Here is a 21,229-nt window from a genome sequence, read left to right on the forward strand (position 1 = left end):
TGATGGTGCTCCTGCTCGCGGCCTGCCAGAGTGATCCGGCGCTGCGCAGCCAGCGGATCGGCCCGGGGCACTACCAGCTCTCGGTCGATCGCTGCCATGTGATCGATCGGGAACAGCTTGAGCACGACCTGCGCGCGCTGGCCGGCAACCGCTGTCCCGGCGGCGCCGGCCCCCTGCAGGCCGTGGAGTCGTTCCCCAGCCGCCAGGGCAGCCTGCTCGGCGAATGCCTGCGCAGCGGTGCCCTGCGTGCCGAGGTCCGCTGCCGGTAGGGGCCGACTGTTCGTCGGCGCGCTTCCTTGGAGATCCATCACAACGCCCGCTAACGCGGGCGTTGTGCGTTTCCAGACCCTGAACCGGTCCATTTCGCCTGCGGCGGCGGTTTGACTGCGCGGTTTCGTTTGCGCTAATGTAATATCACGCTATTACATTGATACGATGAAACTACGTCCCGTCCCCCGCGAAAAAGACGCCCAGGCCGATCTGGCCTCGCTGGCGCGTGCCTTTGCTGCCCTGTCCGATCCGGACGCGGTGACCGCGTTCCTGCGCGATCTGTGCACCCCCGCCGAGCTGGAAGCGCTGTCCGACCGCTGGAAGGTCGTGCCGCTGCTGCAGCAGAGCGTGCCGTATCGCGAGATCCATGAGTTGACCGGGGTCAGCGTGACCACCACCGGACGCGTGGCGCGCTCGCTGGACCACGGCCACGGCGGTTACGCCGCCGCCATCGCCGCCACGCCGACCTCCCCCGAATCCGAGTAGAGACCTCCCCCATGAGTGCAACCCAGACCGCCCCGGCACGTGACCGGCTGCGTATCGCCATCCAGAAGAACGGGCGGCTGGCCGAGCCCGCCCGCAGCCTGCTGACCGCCTGCGGGCTGAGCTGGCGGCAGAGCCGCGACAAGCTGTTCTGCTACGGCGAATCGCTGCCGGTGGATCTGCTGCTGGTTCGCGACGACGATATCCCCGGCCTGATCGCCGACGGTGTGTGCGATTTCGGCATCGTCGGGCGCAACGAGCTGGACGAGCAGGGCGCCGCCCGCCGCCGGATCGGCCTGCCGGATGCGTACCAGGCGCTGCGCGGGCTCAACTTCGGCCAGTGCCGCTTGATGCTGGCGGTGCCGGAGGAGTGGGAATGGACGGGCGTGGAGCAGCTGGCCGGCAAGCGCATCGCCACCAGCTACCCCGCGATCCTGGCCGACTGGTTGGCCGAGCGCGGCGTGGATGCCCAGGTGGTCGAGCTGTCCGGCTCGGTCGAAATCGCCCCCCGCCTGGGCACGGCTGATCTGATCTGCGATCTGGTGTCCAGCGGCGCCACCCTGGCCGCCAACCAGCTCAAGCCGGTCGAAACCCTGCTGGAAAGCGAAGCGGTGCTGGCCGGCCCGGTCCGTACACCCGATGACGCCCGCGCCGGTCTGATGGCCATGCTGCTGCGTCGTCTTGATGGCGTGGTGAAGGTGCAGGACAGCAAGCTGCTGATGTTCCGCGCCGCGCTGGACCGGGTTTCCGAGTTGACCCGCCTGCTGCCCGATGCCGATCCGCTGGTGCAGCTGCCCGATGATGGCGGCCACCTGCGTTTGCAGACCATGTGCCACGGTGCGTTGACCTGGCAGCGGTTGGAGGACCTGGAGCGCGCGGGGGCGCAGGGCTTGATGGTGCTGAGTGTGGAGCGGTCGCTGGCATGAATCGTTTGACGTGGTCCCAATTGGATGCCGGCGCCCAGGCGCAGGCGCTGCAACGCCCGGTCCAGGCCGTGGCGGCGCGCACCCGTGAGTCCGTTGCCGCGTTGATCGCGGCGGTGCGCGAAGGCGGCGATGCCGCACTGCGCGAGATCACCCTGCGCTTCGACGGGGTGGCACCGGAGACCTTCGAGGTGAGCGAAGGTGAATTCGCTGCGGCCGAACAGGCCGTCTCGGCCGAACTGCGTCAGGCGATGATCGATGCCGCCGCGCGCATCCGTACCTTCCACCAGGCCGGCATGAGCCAGGGCTATTCGGTCGAGACCGCGCCCGGCGTGCGTTGCGAGCGCGTGGTGCGCCCGATCGGTCGGGTGGGTCTGTATGTACCGGCCGGCAGTGCACCGTTGCCGTCCACCGCGCTGATGCTGGGCGTGCCCGCACAGCTGGCCGGCTGTCGTGAAGTGGTGTTGTGCACGCCGCCGCGCAAGGACGGTAGTGCCGATCCGGCCGTGCTGGTGGCCGCACGCCTGACCGGCGTCCACCGCGTGTTCAAGCTGGGCGGCGCGCAGGCGATCGCGGCGATGGCATATGGCACTGAAAGCGTTCCCGCCTGCGACAAGCTGTATGGCCCGGGCAACAGTTACGTGACCGAAGCCAAGCAGCAGGTCGCCCAGGACGGCGCTGCGGCGATCGATATGCCGGCCGGGCCTTCCGAAGTGCTGGTGATCGCCGATGCCGGCGCCAATCCCGCATTCGTCGCCGCCGATCTGCTCTCGCAGGCCGAGCACGGCCCGGATTCGCAGGTGCTGCTGCTGACTGAAGACGCGGCGATGGTGGACCGGGTCGAGGCTGCGGTTGAAGCGCAGCTGGCGCAGTTGTCGCGTGCGGAAATCGCGGCGCAGGCGCTGGCGTCCTCGCGTCTGATCCTGGTCGATTCGCTGGACGACGCTTTCGCGATCAGCAACCGGTATGCCCCGGAGCACTTGATCCTGGCGCTGCGCGAGCCGCGCGCCTGGTTGGACAAGGTGGAGGCCGCCGGTTCGGTGTTCCTTGGCGATTACACCCCCGAAGCGCTGGGCGATTACTGCAGTGGCACCAACCACGTGCTACCGACCGCCGGTGCCGCACGTGCCTACAGTGGCGTCAGCGTGGCCAGCTTCCAGAACCTGATCAGCGTGCAGTCGGCCACGCCCGCTGGCATCGCGGCGATCGGCGAGTGTGCCCGTGTGCTGGCACGCGCCGAAGGCCTGGATGCGCACGAGAACGCGGTGACCCTGCGCATGGAGGCCGCCGCATGAGCACTGCCTCCCTCCTGTCCCTGGTGCGTGCCGACCTGCAGGCGTTTGCCGGGTATTCCTCGGCGCGCAGCAGTGCGCTGGTCGGCGATGTCTGGCTCAACGCGAATGAGTCGGCGTGGGCCAACCCGGCCGACGCCGCCGGTGGCGCGCGTCGCTATCCCGACCCACAGCCGGCCGCGTTGCGAGATCGGCTGGCCGAGCTGTACGGCTGCTCCGCCGAACAACTGCTGATCGGCCGTGGCAGTGACGAGGCCATCGATCTGCTGGTGCGCGCGCTGTGCGAGCCGGGCCGCGATGCGGTGCTGACCACACCGCCCGTGTTTGGCATGTATGCCGTCTGCGCGCGGCTGCAGAACGCGCCGTTGATCGAAGTGCCCTTGGTCGATCTGGGCGATGCGCTGGTCGCCGATATCGATGCGGTGATCGCCGCCGCGCTGGGTGGTAACGCCAAGCTGGTGTTCCTGTGCTCGCCGTCCAATCCCGCAGGCAGCCTGATCACGCTGGCCGAGATCGAACGGGTGGCGACGGCGTTGCAGGGCAGGGCGCTGGTGGTGGTGGATGAGGCCTACGGGGAGTATGCCGAGCAGCCGTCCGCGACCACGCTGCTGAGCCGTTACGACAACATCGCCGTGCTGCGCACGTTGTCCAAAGCGCATGCGCTGGCGGCCGCGCGTATCGGCACCCTGATCGCCGATGCCGCCCTGATCCAGGTGCTGCGCCGCTGCCAAGCGCCCTATCCGGTGCCGGCACCTTGTGCCGAGCTGGCGCTGGCCGGTCTCGGCGCCGAGAGCCTGGCCATCACCACCCAGCGCATCGCGCAGATCAAGGCCGAACGTACCCGGCTGCAGTCCGGCCTGGCAGTACTGCCCGGCGTGGTGCGTGTCTATCCCTCGCAGGGCAACTACCTGCTGGCCCGCTTTACCGACCCACAGGGCGCGTTCGATGCGCTGCTCGCCGCCGGTGTGGTGGTGCGTGACCAGCGTGCCGCGCCGCAGCTGGGCGATGCGCTGCGCATTACTATCGGCAGCCCGGATCAGAACGACCGTGTACTCGCCGCCCTGATGGCCCGGAGGGCTGCCGCATGACCCCGATTCTGTTCGTCGACCGCGACGGCACCCTGATCGAAGAACCCGCCGATTTCCAGATCGACGCCTACGAGAAGCTGCGCTTCGTGCGCGATGTGATCCCGGCGATGCTCAAGCTGCGCGATGCGGGCTATCAGTTCGTGATCGTCAGCAACCAGGATGGCCTGGGCACCGAAGGCTATCCGCAGGCCAGCTTCGATGGCCCCAACGATCTTATGCTGCAGATCTTCGCCAGCCAGGGCATCACCTTCCGTGACGTGCTGATCGACGGCACCTGGCCGCAGGACAACGCGCCGACCCGCAAGCCGGGTATCGGCCTGATGCTGCCGTACCTGCAGGACCGCAGCATCGACTGGTCGCGCTCGGCGATGGTGGGTGACCGCCTGACCGATATCCAGTTCGCCGAGAATATGAAGATCCGTGGATTCCAGCTGCGCACCGAGCAGTTCGGCGGCGACTGGGACTGGACCTCGATCGCGCATGAGCTGGCCGATGCACCGCGCCGCGCCACCGTGCAGCGCAATACCAAGGAAACGAAGATCCGGGTCGAGGTCGATCTGGATCGCACCGCCGAGCCGCAGACCCACACCGGGCTGCCGTTCTTCGATCACATGCTGGAGCAGATCGGCAAGCACGGCGGCTTCGCGCTGAGCGTGCAGGCCGAGGGCGACCTGCACATCGACGAGCACCACACCATTGAAGATACCGGTCTGGCGCTGGGCCAGGCCCTGCGTGAGGCACTCGGCGACAAGCGTGGTATCGGCCGCTACGGCTTCACCCTGCCGATGGATGAAACGCTGGCCAGTGCTGCGCTGGATTTCAGCGGCCGCCCGTACTTCGTCTTCGAAGGCGAGTTCAAGCGCGAGCGCGTGGGCGACATGCCGACCGAACTGGTGCCGCACTTCTTCCGCTCGCTGTGCGATGCGGCCGGGCTGAACCTGCACCTGAGCGTGCGCGGTGACAACGACCACCACAAGGTCGAGGCCTGCTTCAAGGCGCTGGCGCGCGCGCTGCGCCAGGCCTTGCCGCGGCAGGGCACCGCGCTGCCGAGCACCAAGGGGGCGCTGTGACGGAAGTTGCGCTGATCGATGCGGGCGGCGCCAACCTCGGCTCGGTCCGCTATGCGCTGGAACGGCTGGGCGTGCAGGTGCGGCTGGTGCGCGATGCGCAGGGCCTGCAGGGCGTTTCGCGGGTGATCCTGCCCGGCGTCGGCGCGGCCCCGCACGGCATGGCGCGTCTGCATGCACAGGGTCTGGTGCAGCCGCTGCGCGAGCTGGAGGTGCCACTGCTCGGGATCTGCCTGGGCATGCAGCTGCTGTTCGACGGCTCCGAAGAAGGACACGTCGAATGCCTGGGCCTGTTGCCCGGAGTCGTGCGCCACCTGCGTCCTGCCACCGGCATCCGTGTGCCGCACATGGGCTGGAACCGGTTGCTGCCCCTGCGCGCGTCGCCGCTGCTGGCCGGCGTGCCGGACCGGGCCAGCGCTTACTTCGTCCACAGCTACGCCGCGCCCCTGGGCGAAGACACCGTGGCCGCGTGCGATCACGGCGGGCTGTTCGCAGCCGTGGTGCAGCGCGGCCGGCACAGTGGTGCCCAGTTCCACCCGGAGCGCTCGGCCGATACCGGCGCACGCATCCTGCGCAATTTCATCGAGAACGAACCGACATGAGTTTCATCGTCTATCCCGCCCTGGATATCCGCGAAGGCCGCGTGGTGCGGCTGCTGCAGGGTGACTACGCGCAGCAGACCACCTACGGCGATGACCCGCTGCCGCGCGCGCAGGCGTTTGCCGCGGCGGGCGCAAGCTGGATGCACCTGGTGGATCTGGATGCGGCCCGCGCCGGTGGTTACACGTTGGCACCGCTGCTGTCCTCGATCGCGTCGCAGACCGGCCTGAAGGTGCAGACCGGCGGCGGTGTGCGCTCGCGCGATGACGTCGCCCGGATTCTCGACGCCGGTGCCACCCGCGTGGTGGTGGGCTCGGTATCGGTCCGCGAGCCGGACACCGTGATCGGCTGGCTGCGCGAGTTCGGTCCGGAACGGCTGACCATCGCGCTGGACGCGCGCCAGGCCGAGGACGGCCGCTGGCTGTTGCCGGTGCATGGCTGGACCGAGACCGCCGAGGACACGCTGGACGTGTTGGCCCAGCGCTACGCAGAGGCGGGCATGCAGCACCTGCTGTGCACGGATATCGCGCGCGACGGCATGCTGTCCGGGCCGAACATCGATCTCTACCGGCATCTGGCCGCACGGCTTCCCGGCGTGGCGGTGCAGGCCTCCGGTGGCGTGCGCGATGCGGACGATGTCGCCCAGGCCAAGGCGGTCGGCTGCGGCGGGGCGATCCTCGGCAAGGCATTGCTGGAAGGGCGCATGACCCTGGAAGGAGCGCTGGCATGTTGAGCCGCCGCCTGATTCCCTGCCTGGATGTGCGCGATGGTCGCGTGGTCAAGGGCGTGCGCTTCCGCGATCACGTGGACATGGGCGATATCGCCGAACTGGCGATGCGCTACCGCGACCAGGGCGCGGATGAACTCGTGTTCTACGACATCGGCGCCAGCCCGGAAGGGCGCGCGGTGGACGTGGCCTGGATCGAGCGCATCGCGCGCTTGATCGACATTCCGTTCTGTGTGGCTGGCGGGATCAGCGATGTGGAGACCGCACGGCGCGTGCTGCATGCCGGCGCCGACAAGATCTCGATCAACTCGCCGGCTCTCGGACGGCCCGAACTGATCGAGGAGCTGGCCGATGCCTTCGGCGTCCAGTGCGTGGTGGTCGGCATCGATTCGGTGCGCGAGGCGGACGGACAATGGCGGGTGCGCCGCTTCAGTGGCGATCCGGACAAGACCCAGGCGGTGGCCGTACGTACCTTGGACTGGGTGGTGGAGGCACAGCGCCGGGGTGCCGGTGAGATCGTGCTCAACTGCATGGACAGCGATGGCGTGCGCCGCGGCTACGATGTGGCCCAGCTGCGCCAGGCCCGTGCGCTGTGCCAGGTTCCACTGATCGCCTCCGGCGGCGCGGGCGAGATGCAGCACTTCGCCGATGTGTTCGACCAGGCCGATGTCGACGGTGCGCTGGCCGCCAGCGTGTTCCACAGTGGCGCCATTGCCATTCCCGCGCTCAAGCAGTTCCTGCGCGAGCAGCAGATCGAGGTTCGAGATGTCTATTGACGTGAATTCCATTGACGTGCAGCCGTCGCGCGAGGCGCTGGCGCAGCTGGATTGGGGCAAGGGCGATGGCCTGTTGCCGGTGGTGGTGCAGGACACGGATACGTTGCGCGTGCTGATGCTCGGCTATGCCAACGCGGCCTCGCTGGCGCAGACCCTGGCCACAGGCCACATGACCTTCTTCAGCCGCAGCAAGCAGCGGTTGTGGACCAAGGGCGAGTCCTCCGGCAACGTGCTGGCGGTGACCGCCGTGCGGATCGACTGCGACAACGACACCCTGCTGGTCAGTGCGCGCCCGGCCGGGCCGACCTGCCATACCGGCAGCGAGAGCTGCTTCCCGCAGGCACCCGGCAACTTCCTGGGCCGGCTGGATACCGTGGTGCGCGAACGCGAGCAGCAGCGCCCGGCCGGCAGCTACACCACGTCGCTGTTCGAGGGCGACATCCGCCGCATCGCGCAGAAAGTGGGCGAGGAGGGCGTGGAGACCGCGCTGGCAGGGGTGGTGCAGGACGATGACGCGCTGCTGGGCGAGTCGGCCGATCTGCTGTTCCATCTGACCGTGCTGCTGCGTGCGCGTGGGCTGTCGCTGGATGATGCGGTCGCGGTGCTGGCGGCGCGCCACGCCGGGTAGGGCAGGGCTGCACATCGTTTAACGTCGGTGAAACGCGGTGCAGGCGATGATGTGCCGCTCTACAATTCTCCACCCCCGACCGGACCGCCCCCGATGACCCGTACTGCCGCCTGGCTGGCTTGCCTGCTGTTGATGACTTCGCCTGCCTGGGCTGCTGAAACGACCGTCACCGGCAAGGTGTATCAGGAGCGCGACGGCAAGCCCGGGCGCGGCCCGACCGATCCCGGCCTGGCCGGGGTACAGGTCTCCAACGGCGAAACGATCGTGCGCACCGCCGCCGATGGCAGCTACAGCCTGCCGGTGCGCGAGGGCCAGACCATCTTCGTGATCAAGCCGGACGAGTACCGCTTCCCGGCAGCGGCCAATGGGCTGCCTTCCTACTGGCGACACTACGCGCCCCAGGGGTCGCCAAAGCTGAAGTACGACGGCATCCGCGCCACCGGCGGCGCCACCCGCAACTGGGATTTCGCGCTGGAACCGGCCAAGGGCACCGATGCGGCACGCAACGGTTTCGAGATGCTGGTGTTCACCGATTCGCAGACCGCCAGTCGCCAGGACATCGGCTACTACCAGCGCGCCATCGTCGAGCCGATCATCGGCAAGCACCCGGCGCGGCTGGGCACCACCCTGGGCGACATCGTCAACGACGACCTGAGCCTGTACCCGGACATCAACAAGGTCACCGCGCAGCTGCAGGTGCCGTGGTTCCACGTGCCGGGCAACCACGACCTGGACATGGACGCCGGCAACGATGCGCACTCGCTGGACAGCTGGCGCGCCGTGTACGGCCCGGATACCTATGCGGTGGAAGAGGGCGGCGCGAGTTTCGTGTTCCTCGATGACGTGGTCTACGACCCCAAGGCCAAACCGAGCTACGTGGGTGGCCTGCGCGCGGACCAGTTCACCTTCCTCGGCAATTATCTCAAGGGGCTGCCGCGTGATCGGCTGATCGTGCTCGGCATGCACATCCCGCTGTTCGATGCCGCGCCCGGCCGGGAGACGTTCCGCCATGCCGACCGCACGCGTCTGTTCGCGCTGCTCAAGGATTTCCCGAACGTACTGGTGCTCAGCGGCCACAGTCACACCCAGCAGCACTACTACCACGGTGCGGCCGAAGGCTGGCAGGGCAGCAAGCCGCTGCACGAGTACAACGTGGGCGCGGCCTGCGGGGCATTCTGGTCGGGCGTGAAGGACAGCAACGGCATCCCCGATGCGACCATGAGCGATGGCACCCCGAACGGCTATGCGGTGCTGTCGGTCAAGCCCGGTGGCGACTACGGCCTGCGCTATTACGTGGCGCGTGCGCCGGATGATTACCAGATCGCCCTGCATGCGCCGAAGGTGCTTCGCCAGGGCGCGTATCCGGCCTGGGGCGTATACGCCAACGTGTTCATGGGCCAGGCCGATTCGTTGGTGGAGTACCGCGTGGACGATGGCGCCTGGCAGCCAATGAAGCGCGTCGAGCAGCCCGATCCGCGCCTGCTGCAGGAGAACGTCGCCGATGACACCGCCGAGCGCCTGCGTGGCTTCGACCGCTCGCCGGAAGCCACGCCGTCACCGCACCTGTGGCGCGGCGCGCTGCCGACCCACCTGGCCGTGGGCGAGCACAAGGTGGAAGTGCGTGCCGTGCAGGGCGATGGCCCGACGGCCACGGCCAGCACCAGCTACCGCCTGCAGACCGCCAAGCCCTGATCACGGCGCCGTGGGTTCAGTACGGCGCTGTATGGCGCAGGCGGCTTTGCATTCCCCCGGCGATGCCTGAGAATCGCCGGGATTCAATCGATTCAACCAAGGCAAGCGAGTGAGCGCAGCGGTACCGGTTCCGGCTCAACCTGATGTGGCGCGGACCGCGGCCCACCGGGATTCCCCCCCTGACACGCTGATCGTGGCCGATGTGGGCGGCACGTTCGCCCGCGTCGCGCTGGCCACTGTGCGGGCGGGTGCTGCGCCACAGCTGAGCGGCCTGCAGCGTTATGCCTGCGCCGAGCACCCCAGTCTGGCCGCGATCCTGGCCGCTTTCATCGCCACGCTGCCGGCAGCGCCGGACAGTGCCGTGGTCGCGATCGCTGGCTTGCTGGACGGTGATCACCTGGTCAACACCAATCTGCCGTGGCCGGTCTCGGTCGCCCGGACCCGTCACGATTCCGGGCTGGCGTCGCTGGCGCTGATCAACGATTTCGAAGCGGTGGCCTATGCGATTCCGCACGTGGCGCCGGAGACGATGGTGGCCCTCAATGGCGATCCCGAGCCGGGACCGCGCTGGCCGGCGCTGGTGCTGGGCCCGGGCACCGGCCTGGGCGCAGCGCTGCGCTTCGAGGGCGGCCAGCGTCCGGTGCTGGCCAGCGAGGCCGGCCACGCCGCGTTGAACGCCTGCAATCCGCTGGAACTGGAGGTGCTCTCGCGCCTGCTGCAGCGCTGGGAGCACGTGGACAACGAGCGCGTCCTGTCAGGTGGCGGCTTGATGAACCTGTATCCCTGCCTGTGCGATATCCGTGGCGTCACGCCGCACTGGACGAGCACCGAAGCCCTGATCGCGGCCGCCCATGAGGGCGTGGATGCGGTGGCGGTCGAGACGCTGGAGGTGTTCTGCGCCTGGCTCGGCAGTCTGGCCGGCGACCTGGCCACGACCTTCGGTGCGCGCTCGGTCTACCTGGCCGGTGGCATCTCCACCCGGGTGGACCGCTTCCTGCGCGATGGCGGTTTCCGCGCGCGCTTCCTGGCCAAGGGCGTGATGCACGATGTGCTGCGCCAGGTGCCGATCTGGCGGGTGGACCACGGCGAGCTCGGCGTGCTTGGCGCGGCGGTCTGGCATGCGGAGCATCGCTGTATCGTCGTGTAATTCCCTCATTTTCCGTTCGCTGGAGACCTACCCATGACTGACCGCAGGCGATTTCTCCAGGCCAGTGCCTTGGCCGCTGGCGCCCTCGCGCTGCCGACGTTGCAGGCACGTACTGCCTCCGGCGCGCGCGTCGTGTCCACCTGGGATTTCGGTGTGGGAGCCAACCAGGTGGCCTGGAAAATGCTGGCGAGCGGCGGCTCCGCGCTCGATGCGGTCGAGGCCGGCGCGCGCTGGGCCGAGAGCGATCTGTGTAATCCCACGGTCGGGCGCTGCGGCAATCCGGACCGTGACGGCGTGCTGAGCCTGGATGCCAGCATCATGGACGGCGATGGCCGCTGTGGTTCGGTGGCGGCGCTGAGTGATATCGCGCACCCCGTCTCGGTGGCACGGCGGGTGATGGAACAGACGCCGCACGTGATGCTGGTGGGCGAGGGCGCGCAGCAGTTCGCGGTGCAGCAGGGCTTTGAACGCAGGAAGCTGCTTACCCCGGAAGCCGAGAAGGCCTGGCGCGAGTGGCTCAAGACTGCGCAGTACACGCCCGAGATCAATGCCGAGCGCCGCAGCCGCCCCGGCGACAGCAGCAACCACGACACGCTGGGCATGCTCGCCATCGATGCCCAGGGGCATCTGGCCGGTGCCTGCACCACCAGTGGCATGGCCTGGAAGATGCACGGCCGCGTCGGCGACAGCCCGATCATCGGCGCGGGCCTGTACGTAGACAACGAGGTCGGCGCCGCCACCGCCTCGGGTGTCGGTGAGGAAATGATCCGCAATGCCGCCTCATTCCTGGTGGTCGAGCTGATGCGCCAGGGCCGCTCGCCGGCCGAGGCCTGCCGCGAGGCGATCGCCCGGGTAGTGCGCAAGCGCCCTGAGGCAAGCAAGACCCTGCAGGTGTGCTTCCTCGCGTTGAACAAGCACGGTGAGGTCGGCGCCTATGCGCTGCACCGCGGCTTTGTCTACGCGGTCTGCGACAAGGACCGGCAGGACGATCTGCGTGATTCCGCCTCGGTGTACACGAGCGAGCAGACGTGAGCGCGCCGTGCCGGGTGCTGGAGATCGCGTCCAATTCGGTGGCCTCTGCGTTGGCCGCCCAGCAGGGTGGCGCGGATCGGATCGAACTGTTCGACAACCTCGCCGAGGGCGGCACCACCCCGTCGCAGGGCAGCATCGCGGTCGCCCGTGATCGCCTGCAGATTCCGCTGTTCGTGCTGATCCGGCCGCGGCCTGGCGATTTCCTCTACACCGCGCTGGAGGCCGAGATCATGCTGCGCGATATCGCGTACTGCCGTGCACTCGGCTGCGAGGGCGTGGTGATCGGCGCGCTGGATGCCGACGGTGGCATCGACATGGCGTTGTGCCGTGAACTGGTGTCCGCGGCAGGTCCACTCGGCATCACGTTCCACCGCGCCTTCGATGCGGCGCGTGATCTGCCGGCGGCGCTGGAGCAGATCGTGACGCTGGGCTGCCAACGCATCCTGAGTTCGGGCGGACAGGCCAGTGCACTGGCCGGTGCCGATGTGCTGGCCGCCCTGGTGGCGCAGGCCGGCGACCGCATCTCACTCATGGCCGGTGCGGGAATCACTGCGGCCAACGCCGTGGAGGTAGCCCAACGCAGTGGGTGCGTTGAACTGCACGCCTCAGCGAAGACGACGCAGCCGTCGGCAATGCGTCACCACAATCCCGCGTTGACCGGGTTGTCACCGGACTGGAACGTGACCGACACAGCGCACGTCAGAGCACTGTGCGCGGCTCTTGATAATAGGGACGGAGGTAGTTAATCCGCGACGCCCGGCCGCAATTAACTACCTCCGTCCCCATTAGAAAAACGGCAGCCGCCTGTACAAGCGCAGCTGCCGTGGAGGACCGTTGCCCCGCCCGAAGGCGGGGGCGGGTGAGGCTTAGAACTTCCAGTTCACGCCGAAGTACAGCTGGCGGCCGGCATAGATGTTGGACAGCAGGCGGGCCTGGCTGTCATCGCCGATGTAGCTCTGCAGCTCGGACTTGGTGGCGTTCAGTACCGAGGCGGTGACCGTCCAGTCCGGGGTGATGTTGTAGGCCACGTTGAGGTCGAGCTGGTCGTACGGCTTGGTGTAGGTGGTCATGCCGTTGTTCAGGCCGCCCACCACTTCGCCACGGCGGTTGTACGAGGCGCGGGCCAGGATCGTGTCGTTCTCGTAGAAGATCGTGACGTTGGCCTGGTTCTTGGCGCTGCCCACCAGCGGCGAGGCACCGATTTCTTCCCCATCCAGCACGATCGAGGCGAGGTTGGTGTCGTTGTAGGTGTAGTTGGCCTGGACGCCGAAACCCATGTCGAAGGTGTACTGGCCGTACACTTCAACGCCCTGCGAGACGCCGTCACGGCCGTTGGCTTCGGTGCGGTACTTCTGCACGGTGACCGACTGCCCGCCGACCGTCATCTGCTGGTCGCGCACCACCGGCACGGTGAAGTTGTCCACGTTCTTGCGGAACAGCGCCACGCCCGCGGCAGAGCCGGGCTTGAAGTACCACTCCAGGCCGAGGTCGAACTGGACGGCCTTGAACGGTTCCAGGTTCTTGTTGCTGCCCGAGCCGTACCAGCCCGGGGTGTCAGTACCACCGGCCACACGGCGGTCGTTGCTGTACTCCTCGCTGATGTAGTTCAGGCCGCCCGGGTAGGCGATGCTGGTATAGCCCGGCCGCGCGATGACCTTCGAGGCTGCGCCGCGCAGCACCAGGCTGTCGTTGATGTCCCAGGCGATGTTGAAGCTCGGCAGGAAGTCGGTATAGGTCTTGTCCAGCGAGCTGAGGGTGTAGACCTTGTCGCGCACCTGGTTGTCCGGCAGGCGCACGAAGCCACCCTGGCAGCGCAGGGTCGGATCCGCGGCCGGGTCATCGCAGCTCATCGGCGACCCGTTGGCGTTATCGACGAAGTAATCGTTGAAGCGCTCGACCGAATCGCTCGACTGGGCGAACTGCTCGGTACGCACCACGCGCACACCGACATTGCCGCGCAGGCGCTCGGTACGGAAGTTGGCCTGGAAGTACCCGGAGTAGATCTTCTCGTTGACGTCGTAGACGAAGTCTTCTTCGGTGCGGTTGTGCGAGCCGCCGTAGGTCTGGTTGAGGTAATTGATGTAGGCCGGGTAGTTGATGCCCGGGAACACGTTGGCGTTGAAGCCGCCGGCGATGTTGCTGATCGGGTTGGACAGGAAGAAGCCCGGCTGGGCATCACCGGCGGTGGAATCGCAGCCGGCCTGGTAACGGTTGTTGTCGTAGTCGGCCGGATCCAGGCCCTGGCACACCCAGTAGGTGTTGCCGGTGTTGCGGTGGACCTTGCCGTCACGGTACTTGGTGCCGAACTGGATGGAATCCAGCCAGCCGGTCTCGAACAGTTTGGTGAAATCGGCCTGGAAGTAGTTCTGTTCAACCTCGGTCTGCATCCACGACGAGTCGGTCGAGCCGGTGTCGACTTCGGCAATGCCGGCCATCAGCTGCTGCTGCAGGTCCGGGGAGAACTGCACCGACGGCGTGCCGGTCAGATCCCATGCGGTGTACTGGTTACCCGACAGATAGTCCGGGCCGACCTTGCGGCGCGGCTTGGCCGACATCCGGAAGTTCATCGACGGACCACCTTCGGACCAGGTACGGCCACCGGTGAAGGACGCCTTCCACAGCGGGCTGATGTCCCATTCGACCGACAGGTCGGCGGTCTGCGAAAGCGCCTTTTCCTTGCTGTAGCCACCGGTCAGCTGCGGGGTGGGCAGGGTGCAGTCGTCCGGCCCCCAGCCGCCCGGCGCAAGGCCGGCCGCCGCGGCCTGCTCTTCGCTGCAGATGTAGGCCTTGCCTGGCAGCTTCTCGAACTGTGCGCCGGTCACGATGCTGCCGCTGGGATCGAAATCGAGCCCGTTGAGCAGCCGGCCGCCGGCCCAGTTACCGTCACCATTGAAGCGGGCCATGCTCCACTCCGGCACCTTGAGCATGTTCTGGGTGTAATCGCCCTGCAGCTCGAAGCGGAAGTAGTTGGCGGTCAGGGTCAGGTTGTCGAGCGGCTTGAACTGGAAGGTCAGCTGGCCGCCCTTGCGCTCGCGTTTTTCTTCCTTCACCGCGAAGTTGACCGAGGTCGGCATGAAGAAGTCGCTGTAGTTGCCGCCGGTCTGGTTGTTGAAGCCGGACTGCCCCCACCAGTAGTGGATACCATCCTGCGGCAGCGCATTGCCGTTGGCATCACGCGCTTCACCTGCGCCATACCACTGGTAGTCCTCGGTGCTGGCTTCCATGGTGCGGCTGGTGCGCTTCTGCTGCGTCACGCCCACCAGCACGCCGAAGCGTTCGTCCTTGCTGTGCCAGGAATACAGCGCCGAGGCCTGCGGATCGATGTCGTGGCTGGTGTCCGATGAGGTGCCTTCCAGGTTGACGTAACCGGAGTTGGCTTCCATATCGAGCGGGCGGCGGGTATGCAGGATCACGGTGCCACCGATGCCGCCTTCGTCGATGCGCGCTTCCGGGGATTTGAACAGCTCCGCGCTGGACAGCATGTTCGACGGCAGCAGCGTGTAGTTGAACGAACGCGACGCCTCGTTGTTGGTTTCCGAGGTGGCGACGTAGTTGCCGTTCAACTGGGTGAGGGTCAGGTCCGGCGCGAGGCCGCGCACGCTGACGCTCTTGCCTTCGCCGCCACTGCGCGTGATCACCACGCCGGGCACGCGCTGCAGCGCGTCGGCCACGTTCTTGTCGGGGAACTTGCCCACGTCTTCGGCGGTGATCACTTCGACCACGGCGTTGGCATCGCGCTTCTGCTGCAGGCTCTTTTCGATGGCGTAGCGATAGCCGGTGACGGTCACGCTGTCGAGCGTGGTCGCATCGGGGGTGCCGGTGGCCGGGGTTGCTTGTTGCGCGAAGGCGCTGGCCGGCACGATGGCCGTGGCCAGCGCGCTGGCAATGGCCGCGGACAACGCAACGCGGCGGTGCATGCGTGACATCTTCATTCCACTCTCTCCCTCTCCTGGATTGAAACGGTGGCGATACGAATTCTTTGAATCGATCTAATGTTTGAAGCCGACTTTCTCGAGCGTCGAGTTGCCTGGCGCGTCCCGCATGCATCGCGTGGGGCAGTCCCCCGGCTCCCCACTTCCGGCAATCGTGACCGTTTTAAGTTGGATCGATCTAAACGATTGGCGGGGGATTTTTAGCACGACCGCGCGGGGGACGCATGCTGCTCCGCAATATGGATCCCGGCGGTGCTTTCGCTTGTGCCGGGCCGAGGCCGCGGCGGCGCTGGGTTGGCCGCCCCAGCCCTGTCGGCGGGCCGATGGGTGCCGATCCGCTTGCCCACGCGTGGGCGGTGCAGCCGAGTGCGCAACCGGACACGCTGCTGCTGGCCCCCAGGGTGCCGCCGATGTTGCAGCGCAGAATGCATCCCCCGAAATTCCCGTGCTTTACTTAAATCGATCTAAATTCACCGGGGTGTGGATTGGGTCGCCCAGTCCAGGGAACCAGCGGCGCCCGCCGCCACTGGTTCGCGCTGCCGCCACGTCCGCCAAGGAGTCCGTGTCCGTGACCCGTTTTTCTCACCGTCCTTCCGTTGTTCCCGCCGCCGGTGCCGTCCCGGCCCGCCGCCGCCCGCTGGCGGGTCTGGTCTGCCTGCTGGCCCTGAGCTGCGCGCCGCTGTTGCTTCAGGCCGCGCCTGCGGCGCTGGAGCGCGAGGTCAACACCTTCATCGGCAGCAAGGACGATGGCAATACGTTCCCGGGTGCCTCGGCGCCGTTCGGCCTGATCCAGGTCAGCCCGATCGGTGAGCACTATGCTGGCTGGCGCTACGACGATCCCAAGATCCGTGGCTTCGGTCATTCCTTCCTGTCCGGCGCCGGCTGCTGGGAGCAGGGCGGCCAGGTCTCGGTCCTGCCGGTGACCGGCAGCATCGGCCCGGGCGGTGACTTCAATACCGACGACGCCAAGAGCTTCGACCACAAGCGCTACGCCTCCAGCTACACCCACGAGGGTGAAATCGGGCAGGCGGGCTACTACAAGGTGCGCCTGACCAACTACGGCGGCATCGACGCGGAGGCTACCGCACGCACGCGTGCCGCGGCCGAGCGTTACACCTTCGCCGCCGATGCGGGCACCGGCCACGTGCTGGTCAACCTCGGCCAGGCCAACGAGCGCCATTCGGTGATCGGCAGCGTGGTTGATGTTGTCGGCGACCGCGCGGTGGAAGGCAAGCTGGTCACCAAGAGCTTCTGTGGCGGGCATCAGTACACCACCTGGTTCCGCATCGAGTTCGACCGCCCGTTCAAGGCGTTCGGTACCTGGGGCGAGGGCGGCGGCCTGCCGGGCGCACGCCATGGCATGGAAGGCGAGCTCAAGCCCAGCGGCGCCTGGCTGAGCTTCGATCTGGCCAAGGGCCGTGCGGTGACCGCGGTCAGCGCGATCTCGCACGTGGATGCCGAAGGGGCGCGCGCCAATCTGCGCAGCGATGGCATGCAGGGCGGTCGCCTGCTCGGCTTCGATCAGATGCGCCAGATGGCCCAGCAGCAGTGGCGCAAGGAATTGGCGGCCGTGCGTGTCCAGGGCGGCAGCAGCGACGACCGCACCGTGCTGTACACCGCGCTGTACCACGCGTTGCTGCAGCCGATGACCGGCAGCGATGCCGACGGCCGTTACCGTGGCTACGACGACAACATCCATCGCGCCGATGGCTGGACCTACTACGAGTACTTCTCGCTGTGGGATACCTACCGCGCACAGAACCAGTGGCTGGCGTTGACCAAGCCGGAGGTCGCGCGCGATATCGGCCGCACCCTGCTGGCGATTGAAGCGCAGGGCGGTTGGCTGCCGCGTTGGGGCTACGCCAACTTCGAAACCAACGTGATGACGGGTGACCCGGTCACGCCGTTCCTGGTGGACCTGTGGCGCTTCGGCGCGCTGGCCGGCCGCGAAAGCGAGGCCTACACCGCGCTGCGCAAGAATGCGTTCGAGGTGCCGCCGATGAACTCGCGTCATGCGGGCCGTTCGGGCAACCCGAGCTACCTGGCCAATGGCTATGTGCAGTACGACCGCGCCTTCCCCTCCAAGGGCATGGACGTGGATCCGCACCACGGGGGTTCGGCGACGCTGGAGTACGCGCTGGCCGACTGCGCCCTGGCGCAGATGGCCGATGGCCTCGGCCATGCCGCCGATGCCGGCGTGCTGCGCGATCGTGGCCGCAACTGGCACAAGGTGTGGGACCCGTCGGTGCGCGATGAAGAGGGCGATTTCAACGGCTTTCCGCGGCCGCGCATGGAAGATGGCGCGTGGTACCTGCCGGCCGATGGCGCGTACAGCCCGCGCTCGCACCATGGCTTCCATGAAGGCACCGCGTGGCAATACCAGTGGCTGGCGCAGCAGGACGTGCCGGGCCTGGTCCAGGCCATGCACGGCCGCGAGCAGGCCGCGCGGCGCTTGGATACCTTCTTCGCTTACGACGCGCTGGTGAAGTCGCCGCTGACCGCCGCCCGCAAGGAATGGGTGGTCGGTCCCTACAGCTACTACAACCAGTACCGCTACAACCCCAACAACGAACCGGACCTGCACGCGCCGTGGATGTACACGCTGATCGGGCAGCCGTGGAAGACCGCCACCGTGGTGCGCGCCGCGCAGCAGTTGTTCACCAACGCGCCCAACGGCGTCACCGGCAACGATGACCTGGGCACGATGTCGGCCTGGTACCTGTTCAGTGCGCTGGGCCTGTACCCGGCGGTGCCGGGCAGCGGCGAGTTCCTGTTGCATACGCCGCGCTTCGCCCGCGCCGAGATCGATCTGGGCCAGGGCAGGACGCTCACCCTGAAGGCGCCGGGCGCGGATGGCCGCCAGTTGCAGTATGTCCAGAACGTGCAGGTCGATGGCCGCGCGCATGCGCCGGTGTGGCTGGACTGGGCGCAGCTGCAGCGCGGTGGCACCATCGCCTTCGCCCTGGGCAGCACCGCGCAGGAGAACGGCTGGGGTACCCAGGCCGAGGCGCTGCCGGCGTCCTTCTGCGCCACCCCCGGCGCGGTACTGGAATGAGCCACACGCTGGTCCGCGCCGTGGCCAGCCCACCGGGGTTGACCCTTGGCGCGGGCAGGGACCGCTGGTCAATGCGATCGTTTAGGCTTGCACCTTGCTTGAGGAACCCGACGACCCGATGAAAGACAAGGCCACCCCCGCCGGCAAAGGCACGCGCGCGGTCACTGTGACCGACATCGCCGAAGCGATCGGCGTGTCGCGCGCGACCGTCTCGCTGGTGCTGCGTGGCAGCCCGCTGGTGAACGTCGACACCCGTGCCAAGGTGGAGGCCGAACTGCGACGCCAACGCTACGTGTACAACCGCGGCGCGGCCAATCTGCGTCGCCGCACGTCCTCAAGCGTGGCCCTGGTCATCAACGACCTGTCCAACCCGTTCTTCGCCGAATTCGCCTCCGGGGTGGATGAAGCGCTCGGCGGCAAGGGCTTCGTGACCCTGCTTGGCAGCACCGGCGAATCGCCGGAGCGGCAGCAGGCGGTGCTGACCACGCTGATGGAGCACATGCCCGCCGGGTTGATCCTGTCGCCGGCCGAAGGCAGCGATGCCGGGCAGCTGCGCCAGGTGCTCGGCCATGCCAACGTGCTGCTGTTCAACCGCGAACTGCCGGGGGCCGACTGGGACTTCCTGACCCTGGACAACCAGCAGGGTGCCTACCTTGCCACCCGTCATCTGATCGAACAGGGCCACCGCCGCATCGCGTTCTATGGCGGCCACGCGGTCTCCAGTTCGTGCCATCAGCGTCGTACCGGGTATGCGCAGGCGCTGGTCGAGGCGGGCATGCCGGTGCAGCCGGCGTGGCTGATCGAAACCTCGCCCAGCCGCCTGGATGCGGCTGCGCGCGCCGGCGAGCTGTTCGCGCTGGATGCCGTGCCGACCGCAGCGGTCTGCTACAACGACAGCGTCGCGCTGGGCCTGATGCTGGGCCTGGCCTCGCGCGGCGTGCAGCCGGGCCGCGACTTCGCGGTGACCGGTTTCGATGATATTTCCGAGGCCTCGGTGGCATCGCCGCCGCTGACCACGCTGACCGTCAACCCGCGCGAGCGCGGGCGACAGGCGGCTGAACTGCTGTTGCTGCGTCTGGATCATCCCGACGCGGCGCCGGCCCGTACCGTTGCACCGGTCCAGCTCCGCGTCCGCGAGAGCAGTGGCGCGATGACCGTCTGATGGTTTCCCCAATCACCTGCTCGCGCACTGAGGCGCGTACCTGAATGCCCATCTCTCCTACGCCCCGCCTCCCATCCTCATCCTCCGCTGCGCCCGTGGTGAACACGCGTGTCGCGCTGGCCGTGGCGACCACCATCTTCTTCATGTGGGGCTTCCTCACCTGCCTCAACGACATCCTGATCCCGCATCTGAAGGCGGTGTTCGAACTGAACTACGCCCGCGCGATGCTGGTGCAGTTCACCTTCTTCGGTGCGTACTTCCTGATGTCGCTCCCGGCCGGCCGGCTGGTTGCGCATCTGGGGTACAAGAAGGGCATCGTGGCTGGCCTGGCGATCGCCGCGGTTGGTGCGCTGGGCTTCTGGCCGGCCGCCGAACTGCGCGTGTATGAAGCCTTCCTGGGCGCCCTGTTCGTGCTGGCCACCGGCATCACGGTGCTGCAGGTCGCGGCCAACCCGTACGTGGCGCTGCTCGGTCCGGAACAGACGGCCTCCAGCCGGCTGACCCTGGCCCAGGCGCTGAACTCGCTGGGGACCGCGATCGCACCGATCTTCGGTGGCCTGCTGATCCTGGGCAACACGGTCAAGAGTGCCGATGAGATCGGCGCGCTGCCGGCTGCCGAGCAGATCGCCTACCGCGTGCAGGAAGCGCAATCGGTGCAGGGCCCGTACGTCGGCCTGGCCGTGGCGCTGTTCCTGCTGGCCGTGTTCGTCTACCTGTTCCGTCTGCCCGCGCTGAACGAGACCACCGAGCAGGCCGATACCAGCAAGCACACCCTGCTGGATGCGCTGCGCCATCGCCACGTGCTGTTCGGCGTGCTGGCGATCTTCTTCTACGTGGGGGCGGAGGTGTCGATCGGCAGCTTCCTGGTCAACTACCTGTCGCTGCCCAACATCGGCGGCTTCACCGAGAAGGAAGCCACCCATTACGTTTCGGCTTACTGGACGCTGGCGATGATCGGTCGTTTCGCCGGCTCGGCGATCATGACCCGGTTCTCGCCGCGTGTGCTGCTGACCCTGTTCGCGGGCATGAACGTGGCGCTGCTGGCCCTGACCATGCTCAGCCAAGGGCAGGTCGCGCTGTATTCGATCGTGGCGGTGGGCCTGTTCAATTCCATCATGTTCCCGACCATCTTCGCGCTGAGCATCGAACGCCTGGGCACGCTGACCAACAAGGCCTCCAGCCTGTTGATCATGGCCATCGTCGGCGGCGCGGTGGTGCCGTACCTGCAGGGCCTGCTGGCCGACCAGATCGGGCTGCATGAGTCCTTCATCCTGCCGCTGCTGTGCTACGGCTACATCATCTTCTACGGCCTGTCCGGTTCGCGCCCGGCCGTCGGATTCCGTCAGGGAGCTTGA

General features: G+C 67.5%; 18 protein-coding genes. 17 read left to right on the forward strand and 1 reads right to left on the reverse strand.

The annotated features are described in order from the left end of the window. The first annotated feature begins 2 nt into the window (after positions 1-2). The 14 genes from BCL79_RS00330 to BCL79_RS00395 all read left to right on the forward strand — a co-directional run bounded on the left by BCL79_RS00330 (position 3) and on the right by BCL79_RS00395 (position 12,471). The gene (locus BCL79_RS00330) at positions 3-269 is read left to right on the forward strand and encodes a hypothetical protein (RefSeq protein WP_259462065.1); all 267 of its coding nucleotides are present in this window, start codon (positions 3-5) and stop codon (positions 267-269) included. A gap of 166 nt (positions 270-435) precedes the next feature. Next, a complete protein-coding gene (locus tag BCL79_RS00335) occupies positions 436-756 on the forward strand; it encodes a YerC/YecD family TrpR-related protein (RefSeq protein ID WP_121036642.1) in 321 nt (106 codons plus the stop codon). 11 nt (positions 757-767) lie between these two features. After that, positions 768-1,679, forward strand: a complete 912-nt coding sequence (gene hisG / locus BCL79_RS00340; protein WP_121036643.1) for an ATP phosphoribosyltransferase — start codon at positions 768-770, stop codon at positions 1,677-1,679. Continuing rightward, positions 1,676-2,971: a histidinol dehydrogenase gene (hisD, locus tag BCL79_RS00345; RefSeq protein ID WP_121036644.1), complete on the forward strand. Its 1,296-nt coding sequence runs from the start codon at positions 1,676-1,678 to the stop codon at positions 2,969-2,971. The genes hisG and hisD overlap by 4 nt, the downstream gene beginning before the upstream one ends. After that, complete coding sequence (gene hisC / locus BCL79_RS00350; protein ID WP_121036645.1) at positions 2,968-4,056, forward strand: histidinol-phosphate transaminase; 1,089 nt, start codon at positions 2,968-2,970, stop codon at positions 4,054-4,056. The genes hisD and hisC overlap by 4 nt, the downstream gene beginning before the upstream one ends. After that, a complete protein-coding gene (hisB, locus tag BCL79_RS00355) occupies positions 4,053-5,126 on the forward strand; it encodes a bifunctional histidinol-phosphatase/imidazoleglycerol-phosphate dehydratase HisB (RefSeq protein ID WP_121036646.1) in 1,074 nt (357 codons plus the stop codon). Before hisC ends, hisB begins: the two co-directional genes overlap by 4 nt. Further along, positions 5,123-5,725, forward strand: coding sequence for an imidazole glycerol phosphate synthase subunit HisH (hisH, locus tag BCL79_RS00360; protein WP_121036647.1), 603 nt, complete (start codon positions 5,123-5,125; stop codon positions 5,723-5,725). Before hisB ends, hisH begins: the two co-directional genes overlap by 4 nt. Beyond that, positions 5,722-6,456, forward strand: a complete 735-nt coding sequence (gene hisA / locus BCL79_RS00365; RefSeq protein WP_121036648.1) for a 1-(5-phosphoribosyl)-5-[(5-phosphoribosylamino)methylideneamino]imidazole-4-carboxamide isomerase — start codon at positions 5,722-5,724, stop codon at positions 6,454-6,456. Before hisH ends, hisA begins: the two co-directional genes overlap by 4 nt. Beyond that, positions 6,450-7,226, forward strand: coding sequence for an imidazole glycerol phosphate synthase subunit HisF (gene hisF, locus BCL79_RS00370; RefSeq protein ID WP_121036649.1), 777 nt, complete (start codon positions 6,450-6,452; stop codon positions 7,224-7,226). The genes hisA and hisF overlap by 7 nt, the downstream gene beginning before the upstream one ends. Continuing rightward, positions 7,216-7,854: a bifunctional phosphoribosyl-AMP cyclohydrolase/phosphoribosyl-ATP diphosphatase HisIE gene (hisIE, locus tag BCL79_RS00375; RefSeq protein WP_121036650.1), complete on the forward strand. Its 639-nt coding sequence runs from the start codon at positions 7,216-7,218 to the stop codon at positions 7,852-7,854. The genes hisF and hisIE overlap by 11 nt, the downstream gene beginning before the upstream one ends. 93 nt (positions 7,855-7,947) lie before the next feature. Next, positions 7,948-9,546 carry a calcineurin-like phosphoesterase C-terminal domain-containing protein gene (locus BCL79_RS00380; RefSeq protein ID WP_121036651.1) on the forward strand — a complete coding sequence of 533 codons (1,599 nt, stop codon included), beginning with the start codon at positions 7,948-7,950 and terminating at the stop codon, positions 9,544-9,546. 145 nt (positions 9,547-9,691) lie between these two features. Further along, positions 9,692-10,693, forward strand: coding sequence for a glucokinase (locus tag BCL79_RS00385; RefSeq protein ID WP_121036652.1), 1,002 nt, complete (start codon positions 9,692-9,694; stop codon positions 10,691-10,693). Positions 10,694-10,726: 33 nt separating this feature from the next. Next, a complete protein-coding gene (locus tag BCL79_RS00390) occupies positions 10,727-11,725 on the forward strand; it encodes a N(4)-(beta-N-acetylglucosaminyl)-L-asparaginase (protein WP_121036653.1) in 999 nt (332 codons plus the stop codon). Next, a complete protein-coding gene (locus tag BCL79_RS00395; protein WP_121036654.1) occupies positions 11,722-12,471 on the forward strand; it encodes a copper homeostasis protein CutC in 750 nt (249 codons plus the stop codon). The genes BCL79_RS00390 and BCL79_RS00395 overlap by 4 nt, the downstream gene beginning before the upstream one ends. A gap of 120 nt (positions 12,472-12,591) precedes the next feature. Here the strand turns inward: BCL79_RS00395 and BCL79_RS00400 are convergent, their stop codons facing one another. Then, positions 12,592-15,657, reverse strand: a complete 3,066-nt coding sequence (locus BCL79_RS00400; protein WP_121036655.1) for a TonB-dependent receptor — start codon at positions 15,655-15,657, stop codon at positions 12,592-12,594. A 568-nt stretch (positions 15,658-16,225) separates the two neighbouring features. Here BCL79_RS00400 and BCL79_RS00405 point away from each other — a divergent pair. The 3 genes from BCL79_RS00405 (at position 16,226) to fucP (ending at position 21,229) form a co-directional block, all read left to right on the forward strand. Beyond that, positions 16,226-18,712, forward strand: a complete 2,487-nt coding sequence (locus BCL79_RS00405) for a GH92 family glycosyl hydrolase (protein WP_121036656.1) — start codon at positions 16,226-16,228, stop codon at positions 18,710-18,712. A gap of 118 nt (positions 18,713-18,830) precedes the next feature. Further along, a complete protein-coding gene (locus tag BCL79_RS00410) occupies positions 18,831-19,874 on the forward strand; it encodes a LacI family DNA-binding transcriptional regulator (RefSeq protein ID WP_121036657.1) in 1,044 nt (347 codons plus the stop codon). Positions 19,875-19,918: 44 nt separating this feature from the next. After that, positions 19,919-21,229, forward strand: a complete 1,311-nt coding sequence (fucP, locus tag BCL79_RS00415; RefSeq protein ID WP_121036658.1) for an L-fucose:H+ symporter permease — start codon at positions 19,919-19,921, stop codon at positions 21,227-21,229.

The sequence above is a fragment of the Stenotrophomonas rhizophila genome, assembly GCF_003651185.1.
Taxonomy (GTDB): Bacteria; Pseudomonadota; Gammaproteobacteria; order Xanthomonadales; family Xanthomonadaceae; genus Stenotrophomonas; species Stenotrophomonas maltophilia_Z.